The organism is Megasphaera massiliensis (assembly GCF_000455225.1).
GTDB lineage: Bacteria > Bacillota > Negativicutes > Veillonellales > Megasphaeraceae > Megasphaera > Megasphaera massiliensis.
In genome coordinates this window covers 964,700-979,482 of sequence record NZ_HF954537.1, presented here as the reverse complement: position 1 = coordinate 979,482, position 14,783 = coordinate 964,700, and the positions used below count along the sequence as shown (strand labels likewise).

Sequence of the window (14,783 nt, the reverse complement as noted above, 5' to 3'; positions counted from 1 at the left end):
ATAAACATATACTGATTTATGTAAGCTATAATATGTAAAATATATGATGATAAGGAGCGTTTTTTTATGAAGTTACAAGAAAAACAGAAGATTCACGGCTTTACCGTTGAGCGTTCGCAGTACGTTCCGGAACTCCACAGCCAGGCTTATGAACTGCACCACGACCAGTCCGGTGCCCGCCTGCTTTACATCGAAAATGACGACGACAATAAGGTCTTTTCCATCTCCTTCCGTACGACGCCGTCGGACAGCACCGGTGTGCCCCATATCTGCGAGCACTCTGTTCTTTGCGGCTCCCGGAAATTCCCTTTGAAGGAACCCTTCGTCGAACTGGTCAAAGGCTCGCTCAACACCTTCCTCAACGCCATGACCTTCCCCGATAAGACCATGTATCCCGTTGCCAGCCGCAATGCGGCCGACTTCAAGAATTTGATGGACGTCTACTTGGATGCGGTCTTCTTCCCGAATATGCTGAAGGACAAACAGGTCTTGATGCAGGAAGGCTGGCATTACCACCTCGATTCGGCCGACAGCGACCTCATTTATCGCGGCGTCGTCTATAATGAAATGAAAGGCGTCTTTTCGTCTCCGGACTCTCAGCTCGAACGGCACGTCATGGAAAACCTCTTCCCCGATACGACCTATGGCGTTGAATCGGGCGGCGATCCTGACGACATCCCTAACCTGACCCAGGAAGACTTCGTCAAATTCCACGGCACGTATTACCATCCGGCCAACAGCTATATCTTCCTCTACGGCGATATGGACATCGACCAGACCCTGGCCTTCATCGATGGGGAATACTTGAGCAAATTCCGCCTCCAGGACGTCGATTCGACCATTGGCCGTCAGGCCTTCCCGGGCAGCGCCGTAAAGTCCTATCCCTATGGCATTGCCTCCGGGGAAAAGACGGAACACAAGACCCTGCACAGCCTGACCTACGTCATCGACCAGGCCCTCGACCCGACGGTGGCCCTGGCTTTTAAAGTCCTGACTTATGTCCTTCTCCAGTCGCCGGCTGCGCCTCTTAAGAAGGCTCTCGTCGACGCCGGTCTTGGGAAGGACATTTCCGGGGACTTCCAGGATGGCATCCTCCAGCCCTTGTGGAGCATCTCTGTCAACGGCTCTGACCCGGATAAGCAGGATAAAATCATGCCTATCGTCACCGACGTTTTGCGCCGCATGGTCAAAGGCGGTCTCGACAAGACGCTTTTGACCGGGGCCTTGAACCGGACGGAATTCACCCTCCGTGAAGCCGATTTTGCCGGCCGTCCTAAGGGCCTTATCTATGCCATCCGCTGCATGGATACCTGGCTCTATGATCTCGATCCTTTAGAAGCCTTGTCCTATGAAAAATCTCTCGACGTCCTCCGTAAGGGCATTGACACTGGTTACTTTGAAGACTTGATCCAGCGTTACATCCTCGATAATGCCTACTACGCATTGGTATCGCTGGTACCGGAACCGGGCCTGACGGAAAAACACGATAAAGCCTTAGCCGAAAAACTGGCAGCCTATAAAGCGTCCCTTACGAAAGAAGAAATCGATGCCATCGTCGCCGAATCGGAAGCGTTGAAACAGCGCCAGGCGACGCCCGATTCGCCGGAAGCCCTGGAATCGATTCCGACCTTATCACGTGATGATCTTGAAAAGAAAGTCGATACGGTGGTCATGCATGAGGAACAGCTCGGCGACGTGACCTTGTGCCATGTACCGGACAACACGAACGGCATTACCTACGTCAATGCCTACTTCGACCTTCACGGCCTGACGCGGGAAGAAATTTCCTACGCCTACCTTTTGAGCGACATCCTCGGTGATATAGACACCAAGTCCCATACGTACGGCGAACTGGCGTCCCTCATCGACCTCTACACCGGCGGCATCGGCTACAGCGTGTCGGCCTATTCCAATCGTTTAGACAACAGCGATTATACGCCCGTATTCCGGATCAAAGCCAAGGGCTTGGCCCTCAATTTCGATAAATTGATCGACCTCTTACGGGAAATCTCCTTGGAAACGGTCTTTACCAACCAGGAACGCTTGATCGAACTGGTCGATGAAATCAAGGCCGGCTGGGATATGGATACCTTCCGCCGCGGCCATACGATCGTCATGCACCGCGTCCTGTCCTACGTATCACCTGTCGAAGCGTTCTGCGATGCCGGAGAATTCTCGTACTATGAATTCATTACGGACATTGCCAAACGCATCAAGACCGATGCCGATGAAATCGGCGGGAAATTGGCAGCCCTCATGAAAAAAATCTTCAGCCGCTCGGCCCTGACCTTAGAAATGACGGCCAGTGACAGCGATTGGAATGGTGCTAAGGCCAGTGCGGCTCGCTGGACAGAAGCCCTGCCGCAGGGAGAAAAGCGGACCGGTCTTTGCGACTTCGGCCTTACGGCGAAGAACGAAGGCATCATGACCAGCGGCACGGTCCAGTATGTCGCCAAAGGCGGCAACTTCCGCGGCCACGGCTACGACTATACCGGGGCGCTGATGGTCCTCGATACGATTCTCCAGTACGGCTATTTATGGACCAAGGTTCGCGTTCAGGGAGGGGCCTACGGTGCTTTCACTCGTTTCTATGACAACGGCGACATGGTATTTTGCTCTTACCGGGACCCGAATCTGCGTTCTAGCGTCGAAGCCTATGACGGCTTGGCGGACTACTTAAAGACCTTTGACGTATCGGACCGGGAAATGACGAAATACGTCATCGGTACGCTGAGCCGCATCGATGTGCCTTTGACGCCGTCCCTTCGCGGTGAAAAAGCCATGACCCGTTACTTTACGGGGACGACGGACGAAGTCGCCCAGGCTCGCCGCGATCAGCTCCTGGCGACGACGGCAGCCGATATTAAGGCCCTTTCTCCGCTCATCGAAGCGGTCATGAAGGATGATAACCTGTGCGTCATGGGCAGTGAAGCGACGATTCGCCAGGAAAAAGACCTGTTTACGAACCTCGTTTCCCTTCCCGACTAAGGGGGGCTTCCATGCGAGGGCGATTTGCTCCGAGCCCGACAGGATATATCCACCTCGGCAACGTCTGGTCGGCCTTTTTGGCCTGGCTCCAAGTGCGTCAGGCCGGAGGCACCTTGGTCCTTCGGATTGAAGATATTGATGAGCAGCGATCCAAGGCTGTGTATACTAAGGCACTTATGGAAGACCTTTCCTGGCTGGGCCTTGCCTGGGACGAAGGCCCCGATGTGGGAGGCCCTTACGGTCCTTACGTCCAGCAGGAACGTTACGACCGTTATGACGAGGCCTTGGACGTCCTGCGGGAAAAGGGACTCCTTTATCCCTGCTACTGCAGCCGGACGCGGCTTCAGGCCATTGGGGCCCCTCATGCCGGCGAACATACCGTGTACGACGGCCATTGTTACGGCCTGAGTGAAGCCGAACGCCGCATGACCAAGAAACCGTCGTGGCGCATCCATGTACCGGACGAAACCGTTTACTTTACCGACTCCGTTTACGGCCGGCAGGAAGACTATCTGCCCGACTGCTGCGGTGACTTCGTCGTCCGCCGGGCCGATGACATGTATGCCTACCAGTTGGCTGTTTCCGTCGATGACGGCAGCATGGCCATAACCCATGTCCTGCGCGGTGAAGACTTGCTGTCATCGACGGCGCAGCAGATTTGGCTCATGAAGATTTTAGGCTACGACGCGCCCCACTATACCCACGTGCCGATGCTCATCGACGGCGATGGGAATCGCCTGTCGAAACGACAAAAAGGCATTACCGTCCGCGCCCTGCGGGACGACGGTGTCGATGCCGAGACGATTTTGTCCCACCTGGCCTATGCCGGCGGCTTGGTTCCGGAACGGCGCCGCTACAGCCGGGCTGAATTAGTGGCCCTTTGTGATTTTAAAAAAATGCATACAGATCCGATTGTTATTACCGGAACGATGAAGTAAATCGGTTTACTAAACGATATATTAAAAAAGTAGGCTGTCGCCAGTGCGACGGCTTATTTTTTTTTCCCATTCTTTGTCAACATTATTGTCACAGAGTGTGTAAATGTGGTAGAATGTGGAGGAGAGTGAAAGGAGTGACGCGCCTAATGTTTATGGGAGAATACGAACATACAATCGACGCTAAAGGTCGCGTCATTTTGCCTGTCAAATTTCGGGATGAACTCGGTCCAACCTTCATCGTTACCCGAGGTTTGGAAGGCTGCCTTTCCGTTTACACGATGGAAGCATGGATGCGGTTTGCCGGAAGTTTAAAACAACTGAAGGCATCGAAGGAAAACGTCCGTGCCTTCCAGCGATTCGTCTTTGGCAGTGCTGCTGAAGTCGAATTCGATAAGCAAGGTCGTATCCTTATTCCGGCTACTTTGCGGGCCTATGCGAAACTGGTTAAGGATGTGACCGTTCTGGGGACAGGAGACAAGGTCGAAATTTGGAGTAAAGACGCATATGAAGCCTATGTTGCCAAGACTGTTCCGGCCATGGAAGAAATCGCCGAAAGCCTCGACGATTTCCTGAACCTGGACTTTTAGGAGGAATTATGGATTTTCACCACGTCAGTGTTCTTCGTAAGGAAACCATAGCCAATTTAATAACTGATACCAGCGGCGTTTACGTCGACTGTACCCTCGGCGGCGGCGGCCATTCCAGGGCCTTAGCCGACCAGCTGACGGGGGAGGCGACGATTATCGGTCTCGACCAGGACCGGGACGCCATTGCAGCGGCAACGGAACGCCTCTCTGATACGCCGTGCCGACATATTCTCGTGCAGCGCAATTTCAGGTATATATCGGAAGTCCTCGACGAACTTCACATCGATGCCGTCGACGGCATCATGTTTGATCTCGGCGTATCGAGCTATCAACTGGATACACCGGACCGGGGATTTTCTTATATGCAGGACGGGCCCCTCGACATGCGCATGGACCGCAGTCAAGGGCGCAGCGCTTACGACGTCGTAAACGGTTACAGCGAAGCCGACTTGTACCGTATCATCAAAGATTATGGGGAAGAACGGTGGGCTAAGCGCATTGCCGAATTCATCGTGAAAGAACGTCAGGAAAAACCTTTAGAACGGACGGAAGAACTGGTTCACGTTATTAAAAAGGCCATCCCGGCCGGCGCTCGTAAGGACGGGCCGCACCCGGCGAAGCGAACGTTTCAGGCTATCCGAATCGAAGTCAATGACGAATTGGGAATCTTAAAGGATTCCTTGGAACATGCCGCTCAGCGTTTAAAGCGCGGAGGACGTTTGTGTGTCATTACCTTCCATTCACTGGAGGATCGTATTGCAAAACAGACGCTGCGTCTTTTGGCGACCGATTGTATCTGTCCGCCCGATATGCCGGTTTGCACCTGCCATCATCAAGCCATCCTAAAAGTAAAGCGACAACCCATTTTACCGTCGCCGGAGGAACTGGATTTGAATCCGAGGGCCCGCAGTGCAAAACTTCGCGTCGGTATCCGTAAATGAAGGAGCCAAGCTAATGATTATTGAAATGGATGTGTTGCGTATGCTGGCAAGGAAAGTCGGAAATTTACATGAAGAAAGAAGCGTTCCCCTGTGGAGGTCAGCTGCGGTACAGGCTGTCCAGCAGGGTGCCGTATATGTTCTGGTTCCCATTGGAATGATCGCAGCGATTGCCATCGCTTCTAATCTTATTACGTCTTGGACGTATCAGCAGAGTGGCGAACTCATGGAATTAAAACTTCAAGCACAGCAGTTACAACGTGAAAATGAGCAGTTACGGGTCCAAATTTCCAAATTGGAAACGCCGGAACGAATTTATACGACGGCGACGAAACAGCTGGGAATGGTGGCACCGTCACGTATTCTCTATGGGAATCAAAGCGATCAGGCCGCAAAGGGGAACCGTCGATAATTGCTTAAATGAGAGGTCGACGCACTTTTGTGCGACGACCTCATTGTTATTTATCCGATAAAGCTGTACAATGTAGAACAGTACAATGAAATGAACCGTCAAGGAGGTTCTATAATAATGACAAAAACAATAGGTGAACTTTGCAAACAACTTAAAGGAATTTATAATCTCAGCGGCAGTGCCGATACGGTAGTTACCGGCATTTCTTCGGACTCCCGGGACATCGAAGCGGGCTACTTATTCGTCTGCATTTCCGGCGCTCATGTCGACGGGGCTGCTTTTGCAGCGCAGGCTGTTGAAAAAGGGGCCGTCGCCGTTTTGACGACGAAACACCTCGACCTGCCGTCGAAAACGGTCCAGATCCAGGTCCCCGATATCCACCATGCCTTAGAAGACATGGTCCCTTTCTTTTATGACTATCCCGGCAAAAAGATGCGCATGATTGGCGTCACCGGTACCAACGGTAAGACGACGACGACCCACATCATTGCCCATATCCTGCGTTCTGCCGGCCATCATGTCGGCGTCATCGGCACGATTCACGCCCTTATCGACGATGAAGAACTGCCCATTCACAACACGACGCCGGACGTCGTCGAACTCCAGCGCTTTTTGGCCCTGATGTATGAAAAGGGCATGACCCATGTCGTCATGGAAGTGTCCAGCCACGCCTTGGCCTTAGACCGCGTCGCCGGTATCGAATACGATACGGCTGTCTTTACCAATCTTACTCAGGACCATCTCGATTTCCATAAGACCATGGAAAATTACGTCGCCGCGAAAGCCAAGCTCTTCCAGAGCCTGACCGCTGCCGACCATGTCAAAGACAATAAAACGGCTATCGTAAACGTCGACGATCCCTGGTCTAAACAGATTCTCGATGCTTGCCACTGCCAGGTTTTGACCTATGGCGTTGAACAAGATGCCGACCTCAAAGGTTCGAATTTAAATGTCGAACTGAAACGCTCGTCCTTCGACGTCGTCGGTCCTTTTGTCAATGTCCATCTCAATATGAACATTACCGGCCTGTTCAACGTTTACAATACACTGGCTGCTATCGGTGCGGCCCATGCCGAAGGCATCGACGAAGCCACTATCGACAAGGCCATTCAGACTTTCCACTCCGTAGCCGGACGTTTTGAACTCGTCGAAGCCGGCCAGCCCTTTGCTATCGTCGTCGACTATTCCCATACGCCGGACAGCCTTGAAAAGGCCTTGGAAACGGCACGGGCCATGAACCCCAACCACGTCATTGCCGTCTTTGGATGCGGTGGTGACCGCGACCGGACCAAGCGCCCCATCATGGGCCGCATCGGCGCAGAACTTGCCGATATTCCCATCGTCACTTCGGATAACCCGCGTTCGGAAAACCCCGATGCCATCGTAGCAGAAGTCGAAGAAGGCGTTAAACAAGGGCTTAAGGCGGGACAGCATCATGAAGTCATCGTCAACCGTCGTGAAGCCATTTATCGAGCCGTCGAACTGGCACAAGAAAATGACATCATCGTCATTGCCGGTAAGGGTCATGAAACGTATCAGATCTTAAATGACGGTACGATTCACTTTGACGACCGCGAAGAAGCCCGCAATGCCGTTCGCGACCTGCATCGAGGAGATAAATAATGGCTGATTTTACCAGTGAAGAAGTACAGAAAGCGACGGGAGCCCGTCTGCTCTCTTCTATAGGGAGCGTGCTTTTTCATGACGTTTGCACCGATACTCGGGCGGTGGAAAAGGGCTCCCTTTTCGTCGCCTTCAAAGGGACCTCTTTTAACGGTCATGACTTCGTCTTAAAGGCACTCTCTTCGGGCGCGGCCGGTGCCGTCGTCTCTGAACTGCGTCCGGAATATAAGGGGGCTGCGGTACCGATTTTCGTCGTTTCTGATACGCTGAAAGCTTATCAGGATTTAGCCCGTTTTCACCGCCGCCGTTTTTCCATTCCTGTCATTGCCGTAACCGGCTCGGTAGGGAAGACGTCGACGCGCAATATGATTGCCGCCGTCTTGAGTGAAAAATATAAGGTATTGCAGACGGAAAAGAATTATAATAATGAAATCGGACTGCCTAAAACCTTGTTACAGTTAACGGCTGACCACGAAGCCTGCGTCGTCGAAATGGGCATGCGCGGCCTCGGGCAGATTGCCGAACTGGTCGATATCGGCGAGCCGACCATCGGCGTCGTCACCAACGTCGGCAAGAGCCATATCGAACTCTTAGGTTCTCAGGAAAATATTGCCAAGGCCAAGTCTGAATTGGTTCAAGGCCTCGATGCCAAAGGAACGGCCATCTTAAATGGTGACGATCCTTTTGTTGCACCGATGAAGGATCTCTGCCAAGGTCGGTCTGTCCTCTACGGGACCGATGATTCGGCGCAGATCCGGGCCGAGAATATCGTCTGTGACGAAAAAGGGGTTCGCTTTACCTGCCGCTGCTTCGACCGTACCTTTGATGTTTCCGTTCCGGTCATTGGCCGCCACAACGTCTATAATGCCTTGGCGGCCATTGCCTCAGGATACCTGACCGGTCTCAGTGACGCGGAACTGCAGTCCGGACTTTCTGCCTATCGAGGCATGGCCATGCGCCAGGAACTCCTGCACCTCGGGCCTTATACCTTCATCAACGATACGTATAATGCCAATCCGGCTTCGATGGCTGAAGCTATCCGCACCTTGGATCTCTTGACCAAGGGACGCAAAATCGCCGTCCTCGGCGGCATGGGAGAACTCGGCGACTGGGCCGAAAGAGAACATCGGGCCATCGGCCGCTTGGTTGCCGATATGAAGCTCGACGCCCTCATCACCATGGGGAATCTGGCTGAAGATATCGCCCGTGCGGCACAGGATGCCGGCATGAAAGCCGTCTATATGACCGATTCTCATGAAGCGGCGGCCCGTCAGCTGAAGGCCTTGCTCCGGGACGGTGACACCGTCCTTTTGAAAGGCTCGCGCAGCTTTGCTATGGAAAAAATACTGCCCTATTTTGAAAGGAAGTAATGTGAATGTTTAAAATGCTGATTTTCAGCTTCATCGTCAGCTTGGTCATCGGCCTTGTCCTGGGACCTTTCGTCATCAAAAAACTGAAACAGTTCCACGCCCGCCAGTCTGAACGAGAAGAAGGGCCGGAAAGCCATAAGTATAAAGCCGGTACACCGACCATGGGGGGGATTCTCATCCTGACGGCGCTGACCGTGGCTTGCCTCCTCTTTGATCCGATGGAAATCAGAAAGGCTTTGGCCTTATTCCTGACCCTCGGTCACGGCGTCATCGGTTTTTTGGATGACTCCATCAAGGCCGTTAAACACCGCAATTTGGGCCTTACGGCAAAACAGAAACTGGCCGGCCAGTTCGTCATGGCTGCCGTTTTCTGCTACATCCTCCAAGCCTTCCTTCATTTTCCCACGACCTTGTGGATTCCTTTCACGTCGACTACGGTTGACTTAGGCTTGTTCTACTATCTCTTCGTATTCGTCATGATCGTCGGAACCAGCAATGCCGTCAACCTGACGGACGGACTCGACGGACTGGCAGCCGGTTCATGCTCGATTACGGCCGTTGCCTACGTCGTCATCGCTGTCGCCTTGGGGTATACTCATTTTGCCATTTTCAGTACGGCCCTGACCGGTGCCTGCCTGGGCTTCTTGTTCTATAACCAGCATCCGGCTAAAATGTTCATGGGCGATACCGGGTCTCTGGCTCTCGGCGGTGCCTTAGCGGCTATGGCCATTTTGACCAAGACGGAACTCTTGCTCATCTTGGCCGGCGGTCTCTATGTCCTCGAAGCCTTGTCGGTCATCATCCAGGTTATTTCCTTCAAAACACGGGGCGTCCGGGTCTTCAAAATGAGTCCCATTCACCACCATTTTGAATTATCCGGTTGGAGCGAAGTGAAAGTAGTTACTGTTTTTTGGAGTTTTTCGGCGTTAATGGCTATCTTGGCGATTATCGTCGTCATGGCAGGAAAGTAAACAGTCTTTTCTCCTTGTTAAGACCATATTTTACATAAAGCAGGTGTAGGTAATGAGCATCATGGATTTTTCTGGAAAAAAATTTTTAGTCATCGGCGCGGGCATTAGTGGTCGTGCCGCTTCACTGGCCTTGGCAGATCACGGGGGGGACGGTCGTCCTCAACGATATGAAGGCCATCGATGTGAGCGAAAAGCCATGGCCGGACTTGGCGTCTCACGGCGTAAAGCTCGTCTTCGGCAGTCAGGAAACGAGCCTCCTCGACGGCATGGATGTCGTCGTACCGTCGCCGGTCATTTCTCCGGAAATTCCCATTATGAAAGCCGCTGCTGCGAAAAGGCTTCCCATTTGGAGCGAAGTCGAAGTCGCCTGCCGCGTTACCGATGCTGACATCATCGGCATCACCGGTACTAACGGTAAGACGACGACGACGACCCTGGTGGGGGAAATCATGAAAGCTACGGGCCGTCAGACCGTCGTCGGCGGCAACATCGGCTACGGCCTTTCAGAACAGGCAAAGGATCTTCCGAAAGACGCCGTCGTCGTGGCCGAACTTTCAAGTTTCCAACTCGAATTTACGCGTACGATGAAGGCCAAGGCGGCGGTTATCCTCAATATCACGCCGGACCATTTGGACCGTCATCACACGATGGAAGCCTACAGTGCTGCGAAACAGCGAATTTTCCTCAATCAGGACAAAGACGATTATGCCATCCTCAATTACGATGATGACCGCGTCCGGGCCATGGCCGATGCCATGACCGGTACCGTCCTGTACTTCTCGACAAACGGCGAGGTCCCTGAAGGAGCCTTTTATCGGGACGGCGACCTTATTCTGCGCCATGAAGGACAGGATACCGTCGTCTGTGCTGAATCGGAGCTCCATCTCTTTGGCAAGCATAATATACAGAATTGCTTAGCGGCGATTCTCTTGACCTATGCGGCCGGGGCTTCCCTTGACGTCATTAGACAAGTTTTAAAACCTTTAAAGGGGTTGAACACCGGCTTGAAAAAGTCCGGACCATCCACGATGTGACTTATTATAATGACTCCAAGGGTACCAATGTCGATGCTTCGATGAAGGCTTTGGATGCCTTTCCCCAGGGCCATCTCATTCTCATCGCCGGCGGCTACGATAAAAAGACGCCCCTCGATGACTTCATGGCCTTAGCGGCCAAACGCGTCGATACACTGATCCTCATCGGCGATGCCGCCGACCGCTTTGAAGCAGCCGCGAAAAAAGCAGGTATTGCAGATATCCGCCGAACCGGTTATAGTATGGAAGGTGCGATTATGTTAGCCCGCAGTATTGCCAAAGCTCCTCAGGCCGTCCTCCTTTCACCGGCTTGCTCGAGCTTTGATATGTATGACAATTTTGAACAGCGTGGCCGTGTCTTTAAGGGCATTGTCAACGCGATCTGATACTATTTAAAACAGACGACAGGAGGCAGGAACATGCGTCGAGTTATAATTTCCGGAGGCGGCACAGGCGGCCATATCTATCCGGCTATTACCATTGCCCGGGCGATCGCCGACATCGAGCCCACCGAATTTCTCTACGTCGGCTCCAAAATCGGCCTGGAAAATACCTTGATTCCAAAAGAAGGGTTGCCCTTCGTCACCCTCGACGTGCGGGGCCTCGAACGGAAGATTTCCGTCCGCAACCTGGTTACCCTCGGGAAGACGGCAGCCAGTCTGATTAAGGCAGAAGGCATTATCCATAAATTTAAACCGGACGTCGTCATCGGTACCGGCGGTTTCGTCTGCGGCCCGGTCTTACTAGCCGCAAGTCTCAGCGGTGTACCGGCATTGATCCAGGAACAAAACGTCATTCCCGGCGTTACCAATACGATTTTGAGCCGCTTTGTCAATCGCGTCGCTCTCGGTTATGAAGAAGCTGCCGAGCGCTTTCGCAGAAAAAGCATTCTCGTTTATACAGGCAATCCCGTTCGCAAGGATATTTTGACGGTCACTCGCGAAGAGGGCCGGAAAAAACTGGGATTGGATCCCCATAAATTCACCCTCCTCGTCGCCGGAGGAAGCCGCGGTGCCCGCAGCATCAACACGGCGATGATCGAGGTTCATAAACATTTTCGCAACGACGATACGATACAGATTCTCCACGTTACCGGCGATCACGAATATGACCGCGTCGTAAAACAGCTGTCGGGCATCGAATGCCGCGGCCGCTACGGTAAGGGGAGCCGCATCATTCCTTATCTTCACCATATGCCGGAAGCCCTGGCTGCCTGCGACCTGGCCGTATACCGGGCCGGTGCCGTCGGTCTTGCCGAGCTGACCGTTCGCGGCGTACCGTCGATTCTTATTCCCTATCCCTATGCAGCGGAAGATCATCAGCGCTACAATGCACAGGCCCTGGTCATGTGCGGCGCCGCCAAGATGATTCTCGATAAGATGCTGACCGGGCGGGAACTATTGGAAGAAATCATTCATTTAAAAGACGATCCGTCGGCCCTGGCAGCCATGGGCAAAGCCAGCCGTTCGATGGGTAAGCCCCAGGCAGCTCAGGATATTGCTGAACTGGCCTTGTCGATTGCCCGAAACCGTCGTCCGTAACAGGAGAAGAAGGGTGTGGAATAAACCTATGGTTAATCTGAACGATGTGACAAACGTTCATTTTATTGGGATTGCCGGAGCCGGAATGCGGGCAATCGCCAATGTTTTTATTGAAAAAGGATATCACGTATCCGGCTCAGACCTCAAAGCCTCGCCTGTAACGGAGCAGTTTGCCAAGCGCGGAGCCCGTATCTGCATTGGACAAAGCCCTGAAAATTTGCAGGACGCCCAGGTCGTCGTCATTTCGTCGGCCATCCGCGACAACAACGTCGAACTCGTCGAAGCACGGCGTCGGCAGATTCCGGTCATCCACCGTTCCGATGCGCTGGTTCACATCATGAGCTGGGGAAAGGGGATTTCTGTTGCCGGTGCGCACGGCAAGACGACGACGTCGTCCATGCTGGGCCAGGTCTTTGAAGAATGCCGACAGGACCCGACCATCGTCATCGGCGGGGAAGTCGACTATTTGCACAGCAACTCGATTTTAGGGAAGGGGCAGTACGTCATTGCCGAAGCCGATGAAAGCGACGGCACCTTCCTCAAGCAGCATCCGTATATCGCCGTCGTTACCAACATTGATGCCGACCATATGGATCACTATAACTCCCTTGAAAACGTCATCGCCGCTTTTAAGGAATTCATCCAGAAACTCGATCCCGAAAAGGGACTGGCCGTCTTGTGCTTTGAAAACGACAAGATTCGCGCCATGGCTCCTTCCATCGGGCGGCGCTACGTTTCTTACGGCCTCGAACAGCCGGCGGATTACCAGGCAAGAGAGCTTCATTACCTGAAAGGCAAACTTCACTTTAGTGTCTATAAAGGCGGCCAAAAGATGGGCGACATGGTCTTAAACGTACCGGGCCGGCATAACGTCTTAAACGCCTTGGCGACGACGGCCGTGGCCGATGCCTGCGGACTTCCCTTTGCGGAGATAGCCGCTGCCATGAGCCATTTCCACGGGGCTAAGCGCCGGTTCCAGACCAAGGGGTTTGTCGGTGACGTTTGGGTCGTCGATGACTATGCCCATCATCCGACGGAAATCAATGCGACCTTGACGGCGGCTCGCGACATGGGGACCCACCGCGTCGTCTGTCTCTTCCAGCCGCACCGCTACACGCGGACGAAGCTTCTCCTCGAACAGTACGGCAGTGCCTTTGCAAAGGCCGATAAACTGATCGTAACCGATGTATACAGTGCCGGTGAAGATCCCATTCCCGGCGTATCGGGCGAACTCATTGCCAAAAAAGTCAAGGAGACGACGGGACAGGACGTCACCTACATTCCTCATAAAGAGGATTTGATTGCCTATTTGAAAGAAAACTCCAAGCCTCTCGATTTAGTCATCACCATGGGCGCCGGAGATATTTATAAAGTCGGCGAACAGTATATTGCCGAAGCGAAAGAAATGGAGAAATAACGCATGGAAGACATGAAAGGTAAAAAGATTGCCGTCGTCGTCGGCGGCCCTTCGACAGAAGCGGAAGTATCGCGCCGCACGGGAGCTGCCATTGCCGAAGCACTGAAGAAAAAAGGCTATGTCATCGAAACGATTGAACTCGTTCCGCATACCTTGGCGGCAACCTTGAAAGAAAAGAAAATCGACGTCGTATTCAACGCCCTTCACGGCCGCTACGGCGAAGACGGTGTTCTCCAAGGCCTGTGCGAAATGATGGGCATCCCTTATACCGGTCCGGGCGTCATGGCCAGTGCCGTCGGCATGAATAAGGTCATGAGCAAGGCTGCCTTTAAAGGCGCCGGCATTGCCACGGCTCCTTTTGCCTACTACTTTGCCAATCAGGACCGCAAGGAGATCATTGCCGATATTGAAAAGCAGTTTTCTCTACCCGTCGTCATCAAGTCGTCCGGCCAGGGATCGAGCATCGGAACGGTCATCGTCACCGCCCGGGAAGAACTGGAATCGGCCCTTAAAGAAGCCTTTAAGTACAGCACATCCATCGTAGCCGAAGCCTTCATCGACGGCGATGAATTTACCGTTGCCGTCATGGACGACCTGGCCTTTCCGGTCATTCAGATCGTATCCAGTACGGGGAAATACGATTTCTATTCAAAATATGAACCGGGCATTGCCAAGCACATCTGCCCGGCTCCCATTTCACCGGCTCTCACAAAAGAGATGCAGGACCTGGCTTTAAAAGTCTTCCGCCTCTGCCACTGCAGCGGTGTGTCCCGTGTCGATATGATGACCGATAAAGAAGGCCATCCCTTTGTCCTTGAAATCAATACCGTACCGGGAATGACGGCGACCAGCCTGGTCCCCGACGCAGCACGGGCCATGGGACTTTCTTTTGAAGATTTGTGCGAAAAGATTTTGCTCGAAGCATCGGTAGGTAAATTCTGATGAAACAGCATCCATATCCGGG

13 protein-coding genes are annotated in these 14,783 nt (G+C 53.1%); all 13 read left to right on the top strand.

All coding sequences use genetic code 11. The features are described from left to right. The first annotated feature begins 66 nt into the window (after nucleotides 1-66). Nucleotides 67-2,988: an insulinase family protein gene (locus TX77_RS07915; RefSeq protein WP_044504232.1), complete on the top strand. Its 2,922-nt coding sequence runs from the start codon at nucleotides 67-69 to the stop codon at nucleotides 2,986-2,988. A gap of 11 nt (nucleotides 2,989-2,999) precedes the next feature. After that, nucleotides 3,000-3,926 (top strand): tRNA glutamyl-Q(34) synthetase GluQRS, encoded by a 927-nt coding sequence (gene gluQRS / locus TX77_RS07910; RefSeq protein WP_044504230.1) that lies wholly within the window; start codon nucleotides 3,000-3,002, stop codon nucleotides 3,924-3,926. A 146-nt stretch (nucleotides 3,927-4,072) separates the two neighbouring features. Beyond that, nucleotides 4,073-4,513, top strand: a complete 441-nt coding sequence (mraZ, locus tag TX77_RS07905) for a division/cell wall cluster transcriptional repressor MraZ (RefSeq protein WP_044504228.1) — start codon at nucleotides 4,073-4,075, stop codon at nucleotides 4,511-4,513. A gap of 8 nt (nucleotides 4,514-4,521) precedes the next feature. Continuing rightward, a complete protein-coding gene (rsmH, locus tag TX77_RS07900; protein WP_044504227.1) occupies nucleotides 4,522-5,454 on the top strand; it encodes a 16S rRNA (cytosine(1402)-N(4))-methyltransferase RsmH in 933 nt (310 codons plus the stop codon). Nucleotides 5,455-5,467: 13 nt separating this feature from the next. Further along, complete coding sequence (gene ftsL / locus TX77_RS07895) at nucleotides 5,468-5,863, top strand: cell division protein FtsL (protein ID WP_044504226.1); 396 nt, start codon at nucleotides 5,468-5,470, stop codon at nucleotides 5,861-5,863. A 117-nt stretch (nucleotides 5,864-5,980) separates the two neighbouring features. After that, complete coding sequence (locus TX77_RS07890) at nucleotides 5,981-7,486, top strand: UDP-N-acetylmuramoyl-L-alanyl-D-glutamate--2,6-diaminopimelate ligase (RefSeq protein WP_044504225.1); 1,506 nt, start codon at nucleotides 5,981-5,983, stop codon at nucleotides 7,484-7,486. After that, nucleotides 7,486-8,856 (top strand): UDP-N-acetylmuramoyl-tripeptide--D-alanyl-D-alanine ligase, encoded by a 1,371-nt coding sequence (locus TX77_RS07885; RefSeq protein ID WP_044504224.1) that lies wholly within the window; start codon nucleotides 7,486-7,488, stop codon nucleotides 8,854-8,856. Before TX77_RS07890 ends, TX77_RS07885 begins: the two co-directional genes overlap by 1 nt. Before the next feature lie 5 nt (nucleotides 8,857-8,861). Further along, nucleotides 8,862-9,827 (top strand): phospho-N-acetylmuramoyl-pentapeptide-transferase, encoded by a 966-nt coding sequence (mraY, locus tag TX77_RS07880; RefSeq protein WP_044504223.1) that lies wholly within the window; start codon nucleotides 8,862-8,864, stop codon nucleotides 9,825-9,827. A 113-nt stretch (nucleotides 9,828-9,940) separates the two neighbouring features. Continuing rightward, nucleotides 9,941-10,861, top strand: coding sequence for a UDP-N-acetylmuramoyl-L-alanine--D-glutamate ligase (gene murD / locus TX77_RS07875; protein ID WP_230198086.1), 921 nt, complete (start codon nucleotides 9,941-9,943; stop codon nucleotides 10,859-10,861). Then, the gene (locus TX77_RS14125; protein ID WP_230198085.1) at nucleotides 10,858-11,247 is read left to right on the top strand and encodes a glutamate ligase domain-containing protein; all 390 of its coding nucleotides are present in this window, start codon (nucleotides 10,858-10,860) and stop codon (nucleotides 11,245-11,247) included. Before murD ends, TX77_RS14125 begins: the two co-directional genes overlap by 4 nt. A gap of 33 nt (nucleotides 11,248-11,280) precedes the next feature. After that, nucleotides 11,281-12,402, top strand: coding sequence for an undecaprenyldiphospho-muramoylpentapeptide beta-N-acetylglucosaminyltransferase (gene murG / locus TX77_RS07870; protein WP_044504222.1), 1,122 nt, complete (start codon nucleotides 11,281-11,283; stop codon nucleotides 12,400-12,402). Nucleotides 12,403-12,430: 28 nt separating this feature from the next. Further along, the gene (gene murC, locus TX77_RS07865) at nucleotides 12,431-13,819 is read left to right on the top strand and encodes a UDP-N-acetylmuramate--L-alanine ligase (RefSeq protein WP_044504874.1); all 1,389 of its coding nucleotides are present in this window, start codon (nucleotides 12,431-12,433) and stop codon (nucleotides 13,817-13,819) included. A 3-nt stretch (nucleotides 13,820-13,822) separates the two neighbouring features. Further along, entirely contained in the window at nucleotides 13,823-14,761 is a 939-nt protein-coding gene (locus tag TX77_RS07860; protein ID WP_081651717.1) for a D-alanine--D-alanine ligase, read from the top strand. Nucleotides 14,762-14,783 lie beyond the last annotated feature (22 nt).

Excerpts from the sequence above, each read along its gene's own strand:
- ftsL (WP_044504226.1), top strand. The coding sequence starts at position 5,468 with ATGATTATTGAAATGGATGTGTTGCGTATGCTGGCAAGGAAAGTCGGA.
- murG (WP_044504222.1), top strand. The coding sequence starts at position 11,281 with ATGCGTCGAGTTATAATTTCCGGAGGCGGCACAGGCGGCCATATCTAT.
- TX77_RS07915 (WP_044504232.1), top strand. The coding sequence starts at position 67 with ATGAAGTTACAAGAAAAACAGAAGATTCACGGCTTTACCGTTGAGCGT.
- TX77_RS07890 (WP_044504225.1), top strand. The coding sequence starts at position 5,981 with ATGACAAAAACAATAGGTGAACTTTGCAAACAACTTAAAGGAATTTAT.
- TX77_RS07885 (WP_044504224.1), top strand. The coding sequence starts at position 7,486 with ATGGCTGATTTTACCAGTGAAGAAGTACAGAAAGCGACGGGAGCCCGT.
- TX77_RS07860 (WP_081651717.1), top strand. The coding sequence starts at position 13,823 with ATGGAAGACATGAAAGGTAAAAAGATTGCCGTCGTCGTCGGCGGCCCT.
- mraZ (WP_044504228.1), top strand. The coding sequence starts at position 4,073 with ATGTTTATGGGAGAATACGAACATACAATCGACGCTAAAGGTCGCGTC.
- gluQRS (WP_044504230.1), top strand. The coding sequence starts at position 3,000 with ATGCGAGGGCGATTTGCTCCGAGCCCGACAGGATATATCCACCTCGGC.
- murC (WP_044504874.1), top strand. The coding sequence starts at position 12,431 with ATGGTTAATCTGAACGATGTGACAAACGTTCATTTTATTGGGATTGCC.
- mraY (WP_044504223.1), top strand. The coding sequence starts at position 8,862 with ATGTTTAAAATGCTGATTTTCAGCTTCATCGTCAGCTTGGTCATCGGC.
- rsmH (WP_044504227.1), top strand. The coding sequence starts at position 4,522 with ATGGATTTTCACCACGTCAGTGTTCTTCGTAAGGAAACCATAGCCAAT.